Origin of the sequence: uncultured Fibrella sp., from assembly GCF_964250085.1 — a bacterium.
Classification (GTDB): Bacteria; Bacteroidota; Bacteroidia; order Cytophagales; family Spirosomataceae; genus Fibrella.
Window position 1 is genome coordinate 211058 of sequence record NZ_CAXUEC010000009.1, and the last position, 15341, is coordinate 226398.

The 15341-nt window shown below is 55.9% G+C and carries 10 protein-coding genes; 5 read left to right on the forward strand and 5 right to left on the reverse strand.

Translation table 11 applies throughout. The annotated features are described in order from the left end of the window. Positions 1-33: 33 nt before the first annotated feature. Entirely contained in the window at positions 34-2802 is a 2769-nt protein-coding gene (locus tag ACFE8Q_RS23905) for a phosphoesterase (RefSeq protein WP_375447960.1), read from the forward strand. A 127-nt stretch (positions 2803-2929) separates the two neighbouring features. Further along, positions 2930-5749: a hypothetical protein gene (locus ACFE8Q_RS23910; RefSeq protein WP_375447961.1), complete on the forward strand. Its 2820-nt coding sequence runs from the start codon at positions 2930-2932 to the stop codon at positions 5747-5749. A gap of 100 nt (positions 5750-5849) precedes the next feature. Here the strand turns inward: ACFE8Q_RS23910 and ACFE8Q_RS23915 are convergent, their stop codons facing one another. The 3 genes from ACFE8Q_RS23915 to ACFE8Q_RS23925 form a co-directional block, all read right to left on the reverse strand. Beyond that, positions 5850-7316, reverse strand: a complete 1467-nt coding sequence (locus ACFE8Q_RS23915) for a nicotinate phosphoribosyltransferase (protein ID WP_375447962.1) — start codon at positions 7314-7316, stop codon at positions 5850-5852. 13 nt (positions 7317-7329) lie between these two features. Then, entirely contained in the window at positions 7330-8184 is an 855-nt protein-coding gene (prs, locus tag ACFE8Q_RS23920) for a ribose-phosphate diphosphokinase (protein WP_375447963.1), read from the reverse strand. 138 nt (positions 8185-8322) lie between these two features. Continuing rightward, the gene (locus ACFE8Q_RS23925) at positions 8323-9009 is read right to left on the reverse strand and encodes an NUDIX domain-containing protein (protein ID WP_375447964.1); all 687 of its coding nucleotides are present in this window, start codon (positions 9007-9009) and stop codon (positions 8323-8325) included. Positions 9010-9150: 141 nt separating this feature from the next. On the opposite strand from ACFE8Q_RS23925, the gene ACFE8Q_RS23930 reads away from it, so the two are divergent. From ACFE8Q_RS23930 to ACFE8Q_RS23940, 3 genes are all read left to right on the forward strand, one after another. Then, a complete protein-coding gene (locus ACFE8Q_RS23930; RefSeq protein WP_375447965.1) occupies positions 9151-9651 on the forward strand; it encodes a (2Fe-2S)-binding protein in 501 nt (166 codons plus the stop codon). A gap of 2 nt (positions 9652-9653) precedes the next feature. Next, positions 9654-11831 (forward strand): molybdopterin cofactor-binding domain-containing protein, encoded by a 2178-nt coding sequence (locus ACFE8Q_RS23935; RefSeq protein WP_375447966.1) that lies wholly within the window; start codon positions 9654-9656, stop codon positions 11829-11831. 114 nt (positions 11832-11945) lie between these two features. Further along, positions 11946-13220, forward strand: coding sequence for a DUF5690 family protein (locus ACFE8Q_RS23940; RefSeq protein WP_375447967.1), 1275 nt, complete (start codon positions 11946-11948; stop codon positions 13218-13220). A gap of 184 nt (positions 13221-13404) precedes the next feature. Here the strand turns inward: ACFE8Q_RS23940 and ACFE8Q_RS23945 are convergent, their stop codons facing one another. Further along, positions 13405-14550, reverse strand: a complete 1146-nt coding sequence (locus ACFE8Q_RS23945) for a TIGR03364 family FAD-dependent oxidoreductase (RefSeq protein WP_375447968.1) — start codon at positions 14548-14550, stop codon at positions 13405-13407. Positions 14551-14625: 75 nt separating this feature from the next. Next, positions 14626-15336 carry an HAD family hydrolase gene (locus ACFE8Q_RS23950; protein ID WP_375447969.1) on the reverse strand — a complete coding sequence of 237 codons (711 nt, stop codon included), beginning with the start codon at positions 15334-15336 and terminating at the stop codon, positions 14626-14628. Between the last annotated feature and the right edge of the window lie 5 nt (positions 15337-15341).

Genomic DNA, 15341 nt, shown 5'->3' on the forward strand with positions numbered 1-15341 from the left:
GCTTTCCTTTCTATCCCACCATTCCTTTACCCGATGACGCCACTTCTCCGCTACGCCCTTCTTCTTATCGCGCTGCCCGCCTTCTCCCAGAGAACGTATCCAACCCTGCAAGTACCCGGCCGGGCTGCTTATTGCCGGATCGACGCGGCGGGAAAATCGGTGTTACCAAGCGGTCGGTACGTTACGCCAGCGGGGCAAACAATTCGCATCACCAACGACCCGTTTGGACTGGCCCTCTCGCCCGACGGCTCTAAAGCGGTTACGTTGCACGACGGAGTTCTGACGGTGCTTGACACCAGAACGGGACAGCCCACGCGCATTCCCGATTATACAGGCAAGATTCCGTCGCCCGTTGGTGGAGCCACGTTCCTGGGTATTGCCTTCGCGGCCGATGGCCGAACAACGTACCTGAGCAACGGCGACAAGGGGCGCGTCATCGTTTTCGATACCGAAACCCTGCGTAAAACCGACAGCATAAGCCTCGACGGTAACGGCTATGCAGACAGTTTCACCTCCGACCTGCTGCTCAATGGAAACGAGTTGCTTGTACTCGACCGGGCTAATTTCCGGCTGGTGCGTATCGACCTGGCCACCAAACGCATTACCGCTTCAATTCCAACGGGTCGCCAGCCGTTCGGTCTGGCCCTCTCCCCCGACCGCAAAACGGCTTTTGTGGCCAACGTAGGCCTGTACGCCTACCCGCTCGTGCCGGGTGTGACAAAGACCAACAAAGACACGATGATGCTGAAGTTTCCGGCCTACGGTGCCCACACGAAAGAATCGCGGGAAGGCGTGGAAATCGAAGGGCGACGGATACCGGGGCTGGGCAGTCCGCTCGCCGACGAGGCCATGAGCGTCTGGATGGTCAATCTGGCAACGAACAAAGTGACGGCAAAGCTGAAGACGGGCGTGCAGATTGGTGAAATGATCGAAGAGGCGGAAGTGGTCGGTGGCTCATCGCCCAACTCGGTGGTAGTGGGTAGCCGCTACGCCTACGTCTCAAATGCCACGAACGACAATATCTCGATTATCGACTACAAATCCAGAAAGTTAGCGGGCACCATCGCGCTGAAAATTGACCCGAAGCTGGACAACTACCGGGGCATGATGCCGTTTGGGCTGACGTTGACCAAAGACGAAAAAAACCTCTACGTAGCCCTGCTGGCCTTCAACGCGGTGGCCGTGATCGACGTACCCACGCGCAAAGTCCGCGGTCTGATTCCAACCGGCTGGGGACCAACCCGCGTGGCGCTCTCGCCCGATGAAAAAACCCTGTACGTCACCTCTGCACGGGGCTACGGAGCCGGACCCAACGGCGGTGCGGGCTTCGTGAAACCACCCCAGGGAACCTACATCGGTGATATTCAGCTAGGTACGTTCCAGGCTATTCCTATTCCCTCAACAACACAACTGGCTGACTACACCGGACAGGTGATTGCCAACACGTACCAGACCGTGATGGTGGCCGACGACGGTAAAAATCCGTTACCCGTGTTGCCAAAAACACGTTCGTCGGCAACACGGACCCCGATCAAACATATCGTCTATATCACCAAAGAAAACCGGACGTATGATGAAGTACTGGGGCAATTACCTACCGGAAAAGGTGACTCCACACTCGCCCGGTTCGGCACGGGCGTAACGGTCCGGTCGCGCATTGCCACCTCGCGCGGAACCAGCGGCCGCACCACCGATCAGGCTGGCGATTCGGTGCGCATTACCGGTGCCGATATTATGCCCAACCACGCCCGGCTGGCCCGGCAGTTCGCGGTTGGAGACAATTTTTACTGTGATTCCGACGCCAGTATTCACGGCCATCACTGGATGATGGGCACCATTCCCAACGAATGGGTAGAAGCCAACGCCGCGTCGGAAGGGCGATTCGATGCGTTCTCGAAAGCGCCCGGTCGCCGGTTTCCTAAATCCTCAGGAGCCATTGACCCGGAAGATTATAACGAAATTGGTGGCCTGTGGGAAGCACTGGAGCGCAACAAGGTATCGTTCTATAACTTCGGTCAGGTCAACGAATATGCCGGGAATTATGAAGAGCAGTTCGACACTACATTTGGCGCAGCGCATCCCGTCGCGTTTCCCATGCCTGCCGCTGCGTTCCGGCATACGTCGCGGAATTTTGCGGGGTACAACACCAACATTCCCGACCAGTTTCGGATGGATCAGTTTGAGCGGGAGTTTACGGCAAAATGGCTCACTAAAAATAAAAAAAACGGCCGTATAACCCCGCTTCCGCAACTCATCACGGCCATGTTGCCCAACGATCACGGCTCAGGTCCGCGCCCCAAAGACGGCTACCCGTTCCTGCACTCCTACATGGCCGATAATGACCTGGCAGTGGGCCGGATGCTGCATTTTCTGTCGCGCACACCCTACTGGAAAAACATGCTCGTGATCGTTACCGAAGATGATCCACAGGGCGGTGTCGACCATATCGATGCCCACCGGAGCGTGTTGATAATGGCCGGACCGTACGTGAAACGTGGGTACGTTTCCAACACCCACGCCAACTTCGGCTCGATCCTGAAGGTGATTTATAACCTGTTGAATGTACCCTACGTGAATCAGTACGACGCCACAGCTTCGCTACTTCAGGATTTCTTCACCGATAAACCCGACCTGCGGCCCTATACCGCTGTCTTACCCGACGTCCGCATTTTTGATCCGCAACAGGCCATGAAACCGTACAACAAAACCTTCGACTGGCGCAAGATTCAGAAAGGCCCCGAAATGGACGACCGCGCCGATCAACGCGCCGACCATTACCGGCAACAAAACGAAGGCAACTAACCCGTGTTACAGCGCGAGTCGGGCTGCTGACGCGTTGAAGGTTGCTGACGCATAGCCCTTCGACAGGCTCAGCAACATACAGTACGGAAAATGTCGAAACCAGGCGATCAACTACTAGCTTTCCTGTATGAAACCCAATCTACTCCTCGTCTTCATACTGCTGACGATCAACGTGTTTGCCCAACCCGCCGCGCCGCGCTACCTGATTTCGGCTCCGGCAGGAAATGCCTATACGCAGATCGATAAAGCGGGCCGGACGGTACTGCCCAACGGACGGTTCATCACCCCACGCGGCCGGCAGATCGAAACCGCGCCGCACCCGTATGGGCTGGTGCTGAGCCCCGATGGGCAGACGGTGGTAACGGCCAACTCGGGCATCAATCCATTTTCGATCTCGATCATTCGGGATGCGCTGAGCGAATCACCAACGGTTCGGCAGGTACCCGAAGGTGTCAAGACTGATAATGGCATTCTGGAAGCCTGCTTTATGGGCTTGGCCGTTTCGCCCGACAGCAAGATCGTGTACGTAGCTGGCGGCGAAACAAACAGGGTTTTCGCGTTCGACCTGGCCACGGGCAAACCGGCAGGTAGTATCAACTGCGGGGCAAAAAACTACAGCCACGGCTACATTGGCGACATGGCCCTGACCCGCGACGGGAAAACGCTGTATGCCGTTGATCAGATCGGCTTCCGGCTGATCGTCATCGACGTACCCAGCAAAACCATTCGGCATAACGTACCTACGGGCCGCTACCCGTTTGGCGTTACCCTCTCGCCCGACGAAAAAACAGCTTACGTAGCCAACGTGGGCGTTTTTGAGTACAAACCCTTCACCAACCTCGACAGAAAAGACCTGAAACGGACCGGCCACGACTATCCATCGTCGAAATACGGCTCGAAGGAAATGCGCGATGGTGACGAAAAACGCGGCGTTCCGGCCCTGGGCGATCCCAACGTACCTGACGCATTTTCGGTCTGGCGCATCAGCCTGAGCAACGTACCTGCGGTAACCGCGAAGATCAAAACGGGTTTTCTGGTTGGTCAGATGGTCGAAGATTTTCCGGCTGTGGGCGGGTCGAGCCCCAACTCGGTGGTGGCCACCGACCGGTATGTGTTTGTCAGCAATGGCAACAACGACTGCGTATCGGTCATCGACGTAACGACCAGTGCGGTCGTTAAAAACATTGCGCTTTCGCCCGATACCAGGCTGGGCAGCAAGCGGGGCATTATTCCGTTTGGACTGGCCCTGTCACCCGACGGAAAGCGGCTGTTCGTAGCCGAAGCGGGCATCAACGCCGTGGCCGTTATCGACGTGAATTCGCTGGCCGTGCTGGGACATTTACCAACGGGTTGGTTTCCGTCGAAACTGAAAGTCAGTAATGATGGAAAAAAGCTCATTGTAGCCAACGCCAAGGGCTACGGTAGCGGCCCCAACGGCGGGAAAGCGTTCAAACTGGGCGAGCGGGGCAGCTACATCGGCAACCTGATGAACGGCACGGTATCGGTGATGGACATTTCGACGGATGCGGAACTGGCTTCCGAAACAGAGCAGGTCGTTCGGAACAATTTCACCTTCCGCCCACTAACCGACGTACCTGTGAGTACCAATCCGATTCCGGCATACGGTGGTCAAAAGCGGCCTGCCGGTCAGAATCCGATCAGGCACATTGTCTTCATCGCCAAGGAAAACCGGACGTACGACGAGGTGCTGGGGCAACTTCCCGGTGGAAATGGGGACTCGACCCTGGCCCGCTACGGCATAGAGGTGCCGGTAATAAACAGAAAGACAGGCGTTTCGCTGACAAAAGCGGCTGTGATGCCCAACCACCTCGCACTGGCCCGCCGATTCGCCATGTCCGACAATTTCTACTGCGACTCCGACGTATCGGCCGATGGGCATCGCTGGATGGTGAACACGTACCCGAACGAGTGGGTTGAAACGGGCACAGCAGCGGCGTATGGCGGCAAACGCAACCTTCGCGATTCGTCAGATGCGCCCGGCAATCTGGCTTTTTACGGCTCGGCCGGGTCTATTTATCCCGAAGATTATAACGAAGGCGGCTCGATGTGGGATCACCTGGAGCGCTGGAAAAAAGAATTTTTCAATTTTGGATTCGGTGTTGAAATGGCCGGTGCCTACAGCGACAGCACGATGAAATACATCGGCGAGAAGTACACCATCAACTACCCCCTGCCCGCTCCCCTCTTCGACCGCACCTCACGCACCTTCCCGACCTACAACATGGCTATTCCAGACCAGTTTCGGGCCGATTTGTTCATGAAGGAATTCGCCGAAAAGTGGGGCAAAAACCCCTCCCCAACCCTCCCCGTCAGGGAGGGAGTTTTGCCCGATATGCTGACGTTCATGTTGCCCAACGACCACGGCACGCGGCCACGGCCGAAGGCAGGTTTTCCGTTTACCGAAAGCTACATGGCGGATAACGACCTGGCGCTGGGCCGCGTAGTGGAGTTTCTGTCGAAAACACCCTACTGGAAAAACATGCTGATTGTGGTGCTGGAAGACGATCCGCAGGGTGGCGTCGACCATATTGATGCCCATCGGAGTCCGTTGCTGGTGATCTCGCCCTGGGTGAAGCGCAACTACGTGGGGCACGTACATTACAGTTTCGGCAGCGTGTTCAAAACGTTCTGGAACATCCTCGGCATGCCCTGCCTGAACCAGTACGACGCCGGAGCTACCGACCTGTCTGACCTCTTCACCGACCAGCCCGACTTCACGCCCTTCCGCGCCGTTCCCTCCGATCGGCGCCTGTTCGATCCACAAAAAGCCCTCGACCCTTTCGACGAGAAATTCGACTGGAAAGCCTTCTCCGAATCAGAAGAGATGGACCGCACCGAGACCATGCAGAAACGCCGCGCCGAAGACGATGACGAAGCCCGACGCAAGCAACCGATGAAGAAAGTAAAGCCGAAGCAACCACGTTGAGTAACGACGTACCTGGAACGTAAGATTGGTTGCAGGGGAGAGGGTATTAATTCTACCCTTAAACGCAATTATTGCAGTTGAAAGCCGTAGGCTTGGTCTGTCATAAGTGCTTGTGTAGCTGTTCCCGAATCTCGGCCAGCGTTTGTTTGCGGATTAGTTTTCCATCCAGGAAAACGGGCTGGAGCAGGCCGGTTTGTTCTTCGGCCCAGGTACGTTGGTCGTGCATCACCAGGTGGCCGTTTTCTTCCGTAACGCAGAGCAACCCCTTCGCCGATTTCTTCATGCCGTTGTCGGTCTTAGGGTCTTTGAAAATGTCCCGCCCTTCCCCATTGACTTGCCCGTAGGTAGCTTTCACGGCAAAACCAAACGTGTCGCGGGTGACGTATTCGTAGGTAAACGAGCCAATACCCAGCACCACGTTGAACGAGGCGAAACCTTTCTGCTTCAGTTGTTCCAGAATACGCCCTTGCCGTTCGGTGGTGATGCTGTCGCCATAAATCAGGCCAATGTGGCTGTCGAGCAGTTTATAGCCTTTCGCGGTAATCGTGCCGCCGAACGTTTCCCACATGCACTCGATCGCCCCTTTAAACGCCGGACTACCGGGTTCTGCCTCCGGGTCGCCGCAGATGATTTTGACCGGATCGCCCGAATCGGGACGAATCACAACCTTCCCGTCGCGCGCCAGAATGTCGGCTTTTAACTGGGGTAAAAACTCGGTGATAACCCGCCAGAAATCCCAGGTGTCGGAAACGATCGAAACGACGCCCGTCGGATACACCGTAGTAATTAACCGTCTGAATGTCTCTATTTCACTGTCTTTCAACCCCATACACATGACTGAGTGTTCAGTTGCCGGTACTGAACCGCCAACCAGTTCGTGGTCGGCATTAGCGTTGTAATAGGCTTCCAGAAAGTCGATGGCGGGAACCGAATCGGTACCGGTGAAGCTGAGCAGGTGGCCCGCCGCGCTCATCACGGCATCTTCCACACCAGACATGCCACGCATCGAAAAATCGTGCCCCTGCCAGCCGACAAAATCACGGTTCCCTACGGTTTCGTCGGCGTACTGGTCGAAAACACGGCGGTAAGTCAGGGCGGTGGTTGCTGAAGTGCAGGGCTTCCAGAGCACACACGAAATCAGCGTTTCGAGGTAGTTGGTGAGCCAGAAGAATTCGGGACGCGTATTCTTCATTGTCAGCATCGCCACTTTGAGCGGAACGCACGTTCCTTCGGCTACAGCCTTGATTTCGAGGGGCAAATAACCAAGGTCGTGCAATGCGCCAATATGGGCAACGTCAATCGCGCCCGGCCCCAGGGCGGTATCCATTCGACGTTGATATTGGGCCAGCACCTCCGCCTTGGGCCGATGGAAAAACCCTTCGTTCCACTGATCGATGAGGTATTCCTGCACAAAATACTGTAAGCCAAAAAACACAACCTCGTTGGTACCCGGTACGCGGCTGTTGCGGGGCGTCAGGTTGCTGTAAACCAGTTCTGTACCGTCAGGATATTGGCGGCGGTGGTCGGCTTTGTAAAAATCAATCAGGGTGAGCGGATTCGTTCTCATAACGGTAGTGTGATTAAAGCGTGATCAAATTTTTAAGCGAAAGCTGCGTGACAGCGTCGGTGGCAGGCAGCGTCGAAAAGCTATCGGTAGTGTACACGTGGTCGAGCGCACTGGTCAGCGGCGCAAGGCCCTTGCTGAAAATGCCATGCGAAACCGCGAGCGATACACTGGCCGGGTTCAGTTTTCGGAGTTCAGCAGCCAGGCCAATGAAGGTGCCGCCACCGTCGCAGATGTCATCCACGATGAGGCAATGACGCCCGGCCAGTTCATTGGCAAAGACGCGGAAGCCGGTTAGTGCGCCGGTTCGAACGTCACGTTCCTTATCGCAGACCACTACCGGTATACCACCCAGTGCGGTCGACAGCTTATGAATCTTCTTGAGTGCCCCCGCATCCGGCGAGATTAAACAGACGGTAGACAGGTCATAATTTGTCAGAACCTGCTCCACAAATGCCTGATTAGACAGTACATGCACTTTATTCAGCAAGGCCGGTGTAACGTCAGAATGTGGGTCAAATACGTGGACCTGTTCGTACTGCTGCGCATTGATGAGATCGGCATAGACCCGCACGCTCAACGGCTCGCCGGGCACCATCAACCGATCTTGCCGGGCGGCGGGAAAATAAGGCAATAACACGGACAGACGGGCGTAACCAGCGCGTCGAAGTGCATCGGTCGCCAGTAGCAACTGCATGAAATCAGCGGAACTGGCAATGCGGTGCGTGATCAGAACCGGTTCAGGTACGTTGCCAGAAACAGCCAGATTCAGCTTGATGTGCGGCTCGCCACCGCTGAAGGTAAACGAGGCAAACTCGATAGGGACGGCGTTGGTTGGTGCAAAACCGGGAGATAGGTGTAACGCGAGCATGGTTGTTTTGTGTAAATTCTACACAAACGTAAACTATTCTTTTTCAGTAACAAATTAATTTGCGTATAATTTACACAAAATGTCGTAACGCGGACTTCAGTCCGCATTGCATTAGAAAAATGCGGACTGAAGTCCGCGTTACCTGATATCGAACAGAAATCCTTGTTGCCTGATTGCCTCGTAACGTACCTGATCGAATGAATAGAGCGAGGCAGGTCGGCCTTTGTCGGGCGTGATTTTTTCGGGCAGTTCGATCAGGATGCCGAAGCTGAGGAATTTCTTGCGGAAGTTGCGCCGGTCGAACGGCTTGTTCAGGATAGAGGCGTATAGGCGTTCGAGGTCACTGAACGGAAATTTTTCGTCCAGCAGATTCAGGCCGATTGGCTCATAAGTAAGTTTGCCACGAAGCCGTTGCAGGGCCGTTTGCAGAATGGTGGCGTGGTCAAACGCGAGCGGCGGCAAATCTGTCAGCGGAAACCAGTCTACGTCCTGCGCATCGGTGCTGGCCTGGATCTCGAAATCAGACGGGCGAACCAGGCCCATGTACGCCACACTGACGATCCGCTGCCGGGGGTCGCGGGCTACGTTTCCGAAGGTATACAGTTGCTCCAGAAAGCGGGATTGGATACCGGTTTCCTCCTGCAATTCCCGCTCAACGGCCGTTTCCAGGTCTTCATGGGGCAACACGAAGCCACCCGGCAAAGCCCATTGCCCGTCGAATGGTGGGTATTTTCGCTTGATAAGGGCCACAAACAACTGGCCGTCGCGGTAGCCAAATACCACCGCATCGACGGTTAGTTTGATAGCATTGTCAGGTACGTTCATAGCAGGGTTGGTGTCAGGTAGGTTCAGCCAACGCACAGGTTGGGGCCGGTAAGGCAAAGAAACGCAAGTTTCCGGGCGGCGTCATCGAACACATGCTGGTTTCTTCGTAAATTGGTTCGCTCCTTTAACTCATCCAGACTAATGGCACTTTACAACCTGCAAATCAACAGTAAAGCCTACCGCGCTGATGTCGACCCGGATACCCCGCTGTTGTGGGTTCTGCGCGACAATCTGGGCCTGGTTGGCACCAAATATGGCTGCGGTATCGCCCAGTGCGGTGCCTGTACAGTTCACCTCAACGGCGAAGCAACCCGCGCCTGTGTGTTGCCCGTTTCGGCAATCGGCAAGGCAAAAATCACCACGATCGAAGGCTTGTCGGCAACAGCCGGTTCGGGTTTACACCCTGTTCAGAAAGCGTGGGACGAGATCGACGTACCACAGTGCGGCTATTGCCAGGCGGGTCAGATCATGACGGCGGCGGCTTTTCTGAAGCATACGCCCAAGCCAACCAACGCCCAGATCGACGAGGCGATGAGCGGTAATATTTGCCGGTGCGGCACGTACCACCGCATCCGGGAGGCCGTGAAAGTGGCCTCAACCGCTACAGCATCAACCGCTAAAGTGTCTACCAAAACGAAATAGCCATGCAGACATTATCGAACGCAAGCCGCCGGAATTTCCTGAAAGTAGCCGCGGCTGCCGGGGGTGGCCTGTTTCTGGGCTTTAACTGGACAGACGCCGAGGCCGCGGTAGACAGTGCGGTTACTGATCTATCGCTGGCAGGCAACGTACCTGGCGCGGTGCCGGGGGTTGGTTTCAATAGTTACCTGTCCATCAATCCGCAGGGAATCATCACCATTATGTCGCCAAACCCCGAAGTGGGGCAGGGCATCAAAACGGCGTTTCCGATTGTGGTGGCCGAAGAACTCGACGTCGACTGGAAGAACGTTGTTGTGGAGCAGGCGCCGCTTGACAACAAGAAATTTGAACGGCAGGTGGCCGGTGGCAGCGGCTCGATTCCCCACTCGTGGACGCGCCTTCGCAAGGCAGGGGCAACAGCCCGAATGATGCTGGTGGATGCCGCCGCCAAACGCTGGAACGTACCTGCCACCGAGTGTACAACGGCATCTGGTTTTGTCATGCACACCGCCAGCAACCGCAAGCTCAGCTATGGCGAACTGGCTACGGAAGCGGCTCAGCTACCCGTTCCAGGCGATGTGAAACTGAAAGACCAGAAAGACTTCAAGCTCATTGGACAGTCGATCAAAAACGTCGATAACCCGGGTATTATCACCGGAAAACCCCTTTTTGGACTTGATTTCTACCGCGAAGGCATGCTGTTCGCCATGCTTCAGCGCCCCGCTTTTGGCTACACACTGAAGTCGTTCAATGAGGCGGCCATCAAAGCCATGCCGGGTATCGTTGATGTGCTGACGTTCGATAACAACGTGGCGGTGGTTGGCAAATCGACTTGGCAAGTTCGGAAAGCGAAGGATGCGCTGAAGATCGAATGGACAAAAACCGACGCTACCGAAAGTACCTCCGACCATAACCGCATCTTCACCGAGTTGCTGAACGCCCCGACCGCCACCGTTCGTCGGAAAGATGGCGATGTTGACGCAGCGTTTAAAAGTGCGGCGAAGGTGGTTACGGCCGAATACCAGTGCCCGTTCCTCCCCCACAGCCCGATGGAGCCGATGAACTTCTTCGCCCACGTGCGGCCCGACGGTGTGGAACTGGTTGGCCCGACCCAAACGCCCGATCTGGCCCGCAACGAAACGGCCAAATTGCTGGGTATTTCGCCCGACAAAGTAACCGTACAGCTCACGCGAATGGGTGGCGGATTTGGTCGTCGGCTTAAAGCCGACTACGCAGTCGAAGCTGTTCAGGTATCGAAACGGGTGAATGCGCCGGTGAAACTGATCTGGACCCGCGAAGACGACATGACCGGCGGAAGCTACCGACCGTCGGTGCGTTACCGGTTCCAGGCAGCACTGGATGCCCAGGGCAATATGATCGGCTACAAACTACGCGGGGTCGGCATTAACGAGGGCAACGCAACACGGGAGGATAACTTCCCGTCCGGAGCCGTGGATAACCTCCTGATCGAGAGCGTCAACCATAAGTCAGCGATTACCACAGGCCCCTGGCGTGCCCCGACGACCAACTTCCTGGCCTTTGCCGAACAGTCGTTTATCGACGAAGTGGCGCAGGCGGCGGGTAAAGATCCGGTAAAGTTCCGACTCGACCTGCTCGATAAAGCCAAAGCGAAACCAGTTGGAGCCATCAAATACGACATCGACCGAATGAAAGCCGTGATCAACATGGCGGTTGAAAAGTCGGGCTGGGGTACGAAGAAAGGAGCCGACGGTCGCCCGGTAGCGCAGGGATTCAGCGTTTATTTCTCGCACCGGTCCTACGTGGCGCAGGTGGGCGAAGTGGCGATGGTGAAAGACAAACCGGTACTTCAGAAAGTCTACGCTGTGGCCGACTGCGGCATTGTCATCAACGAAAGCGGCTCACGGCAGCAGGTAACGGGCTGTATCGTCGATGGCATTGGCCACGCCATGTTCGGCAATATGACGTTTAAGGACGGCGTGCCGGAACAGAGCAACTACAACAACTACCGTATGATTCGCCTCAACGAGATTCCCGACGTAGAGGTCCATTTCGTTGATAACGGCATTGAACCAACCGGCCTCGGCGAACCGTCTCTTCCGCCCGCCGGAGCCGCCGTAGCCAACGCCATTTTCAAGGCAAGTGGCAAACGCGTCCGCAGTCAGCCGTTTATTCAAGACGAAGCGTTCAAGCGTATTTTATAGTGTATACAAAGCTGACGCCTGGTCGAAGGGCTGGGCGTCAGCTTTTACATTAAGAAATCTGTACAAAATAGAGAGACCGAAACGGAAGCGGCGTACATTCTATATCTTGCTTCCATGAAATCACCCGCCTTTCTTCGGCATCCGCTGGCTCTTGTTTTGTTCGGTTCGGTCGCCGCTTTTTGCACGTATACCTGCATGTATGCCTTCCGAAAGGGTATCACGGCGGTTTCCTTCGATGGCATGGTTTACGCGGGCGTCAGTTATAAAAGCTGGCTGGTGATTGCGCAGGTGTTCGGCTATGCCATGTCGAAACGAATTGGCGTGAAAGTGGTGTCGGAAATGGCCCCGGCGCGGCGGGTCATGAGCATTCTCGGCTTCGTGGCCTTTGCCCTACTTGCCCTGCTTGGCTTTGCGCTGGTGCCTGCCCCCTGGAACATCGTCTTTCTTTTTCTGAACGGCCTGCCACTGGGTATGGTCTACGGCACGCTGATTGGTTTTCTGGAAGGTCGCCGCCAGACCGACGCACTCGTGGCCGGGCTGACGGCTTCGTTTATTTTCGCGTCGGGCTTCGTAAAAACAGTTGCCCTTACCATCCGCCGCGACTGGGGCGTAACCGAATATTGGCTTCCCTTCGTTACTGGTTTGTTGTTTGTGCTCCCCATGCTGGCGTCGCTGTATGCGCTGTCGCTACTGCCCCCGCCTACTGCCGAAGACCGTGCCCTTCGTACCACCCGGCAACCGATGGACGCCGACGAACGCAAGGCGTTTTTCCGAACCTTTGCCACCGGGCTGGTTCCATTTATTGCTTCCTACGTGCTCCTGACGGCCTTCCGCGACTTTCGCGATAATTTCGGACCAGAGATCATCAAGTCGCTGGGCATCACCGATCCGGGCGTATTTGCGCAGACCGAAACCATTGTTGCCCTGGGCATTCTGGCGCTGATGGGCAGCATTCAACTCGTTCGCGACAATACACGGGCCTTGCAGCTCATCAACGTGGTAATGATTGGTTCCGTAGCGATGATCGGCCTAAGTACGTGGCTATTTCAACAGGGTATGCTGTCGCCGGGCGTGTGGTACACGCTGATGGGTCTGGGCCTGTATGGAGCATATGTTCCCTGCAACGGCCTGTTTTTCGAGCGGTTTGTGGCGTCGTTCAGGTACGTTAGCACGGTTGGCTTCATCGTTACCCTCGCTGATTTTTACGGCTATCTGGGCAGCGTGGGCGTGTTGCTCTACAAGAATTTCGGGCAAAGCAACGTCAGCTACCTCGATTTCTTCATCTACGGAGCCTACGCGCTCGCCATCGCCTACTCCCTGCTCATAGCCATTTCATACCGCGCCTTCTGGCGAATGGGGAAAGAGAGAAGTGTAGCGATGAGTGTGTAAAGTTGCTAATGCGTGTTGCTTTCGCGTGGCCCTTCGACAGGCTCAGGGTGACAGGAAACATCTAGATGTCCAGGCTAATAACCTTGAGTTTCCTGTCACCCTGAGCCTGTCGAAGGGCCACGCGAAAGCAACCTACTTCGCAAAAGCGATACACGACAAATGCAAATTTGAACAACAGCAACCGCTACACAACAAACCGCTTCACCGACTCCTCGCCATACCCTGCGCTGGAGGTCATGCCTTTGCCGCCAATGCCGGTGATGATATGGATGTAGTCGTTGACGGAATGCTCAAAAATCTCGTGTGGCGTCTGGGCGTAGAAACCGGCCCAACGGCGGCTGATCTGGTCAACGGGAAACGTGACAATGCGGCGGGCTTCGGCCAGAATCAGGTTGTCGATGTCGTCATGCGTATCGAAACCCAGCTCATCGACCTGCGTGGCGGGGGCGTATTCGTGCGAATCACCGATGATGATCGACCCGTCGGTGGCTTGTTTGAACAGGACGTGAATGCCCCATCTCTTCAGCTCAGCCAGTTGGTCGGGCGTTTGGATCCCGGCAAAGGACGGGCATTCCGTAAACGCTTCGTAGCGGCGGATGGTCAGGCCCGTCAGGATGTTGCCCGGCATCGATAGCTGAGGCATTGGCGCGGTCTGAAGCATTTGCAGCTTGCTGACAATCAGGCCACTTTCGGCAAAAATTTCCGGGTAAAGCATCCGAAATTCGCTACCGCTACAGATCAGTACCTGCTGCGCCTGAAACCGCGTTTTATCGGCCAGCGTAATGATCGCGCCGTTGTAATTCGATTGGCAGTCGACCACAGCGGCATTGGCCAGGTACGTTACGCCGTATTTCTTTTGAACGTACCCAACCAACTGGTGAATCATTCGGTCGGGCTCCACACTGATTTCGTCGGGAAAGAACAGCGCCCCGCGCACGTAATCAGGTTGCAGCATCGGGTAACGGGCCAGCACCTGCGCTTTCGACAGCAATTCACATGAATAGTGCTCCGCCTGTCGCCGGTCGAACAGTTCGTTGGCGAGCATCCATTCGTCCTCATCCGAAGCAACGTAGATCGACCCGTTCTGCCGCACCGTAATGTCATGCTCCGCCTGGATCTCGCGGTACAGTTCCAGACTGCGACGGCCGTACTCGAACCACCGCCCCGACAGGCCCGACGGCACTACCTGTCCGAAATTGCGGACGGTAGCGCTTTGGGGGCGATTGTCCTTTTCGAGCAGCAACACGCTTTTCCCCGCCCGCGCGGCATGATACGCATGGAACGTACCCAGCGCGCCGGAACCAATGATGATGAGATCGTAGAAAGCCATAAGTAACACGGACTTCAGTCCGTTTTTAAAGCCAGCGCAACGGGTTAAAAAAACGGACTGAAGTCCGTGCTACAACTACATCACATCCCGCAACTCGGCCAGCGAGCCAATGAGGCGGTCGTGTGGGTAGGTGATAAGTTGCTCGCGGGAGTGGGTGCCGTTGGTTACACCAAGGTTCAGGCCAACACCCGCCGCCCGGCCACTCAGGAGGTCGGAAGGCGTATCACCGACGTTGACTACTGCTTCGGGTTTGGTGACTCCCAGCAGGTGCATCGCTTTCTGAATCATCAGCGGTTCGGGGCGGCCATGTGGCACTTCATCTGAGGCAATAGACGCCTGGATGATCGACTGTTTCGTGCCAACGTACCTGGCGTCGAGCCCATCCAGCCAGCCCAGTTTCTTCAGGATAATATCTGTCACTTTTCGGTAGAAACCGGTGGTGAGCGCAACAGGTATCTCCTGCTCGCGGAGGAAGGCAAACGTATCCAGGCAGCCTGCCGTGGGCGTAACCTCATGCGTGAGGTAATGCGCTTCCAGCACTTCCGTAAATCGCTGGTATGACGTATCGACGTGGGCTTTTAGTTGGGGATGATCAACGCCCAGAATTTCGCCCCAGAGCGTTTCAAATACATGGCGTTTAGCCAGGCCCTGCATGGCCAGAATGCGCTCGGCACCGACCGACAGGCCCGTTTGGGCAGCAGCTTCCGCAAAGCACTGTTCTACTTCATGCCGGTCGGTTACAGTAGTACCGGCCATATCGAAAACGACGAGTTGGTATAGGTTCATGGTAG

Coding starts and splice junctions, on each gene's coding strand:
- ACFE8Q_RS23905 (WP_375447960.1), top strand. CDS start 34: ATGACGCCACTTCTCCGCTACGCCCTTCTTCTTATCGCGCTGCCCGCC.
- ACFE8Q_RS23910 (WP_375447961.1), top strand. CDS start 2,930: ATGAAACCCAATCTACTCCTCGTCTTCATACTGCTGACGATCAACGTG.
- ACFE8Q_RS23915 (WP_375447962.1), bottom strand. CDS start 7,316: ATGAGAACGAATCCGCTCACCCTGATTGATTTTTACAAAGCCGACCAC.
- prs (WP_375447963.1), bottom strand. CDS start 8,184: ATGCTCGCGTTACACCTATCTCCCGGTTTTGCACCAACCAACGCCGTC.
- ACFE8Q_RS23925 (WP_375447964.1), bottom strand. CDS start 9,009: ATGAACGTACCTGACAATGCTATCAAACTAACCGTCGATGCGGTGGTA.
- ACFE8Q_RS23930 (WP_375447965.1), top strand. CDS start 9,151: ATGGCACTTTACAACCTGCAAATCAACAGTAAAGCCTACCGCGCTGAT.
- ACFE8Q_RS23935 (WP_375447966.1), top strand. CDS start 9,654: ATGCAGACATTATCGAACGCAAGCCGCCGGAATTTCCTGAAAGTAGCC.
- ACFE8Q_RS23940 (WP_375447967.1), top strand. CDS start 11,946: ATGAAATCACCCGCCTTTCTTCGGCATCCGCTGGCTCTTGTTTTGTTC.
- ACFE8Q_RS23945 (WP_375447968.1), bottom strand. CDS start 14,550: ATGGCTTTCTACGATCTCATCATCATTGGTTCCGGCGCGCTGGGTACG.
- ACFE8Q_RS23950 (WP_375447969.1), bottom strand. CDS start 15,336: ATGAACCTATACCAACTCGTCGTTTTCGATATGGCCGGTACTACTGTA.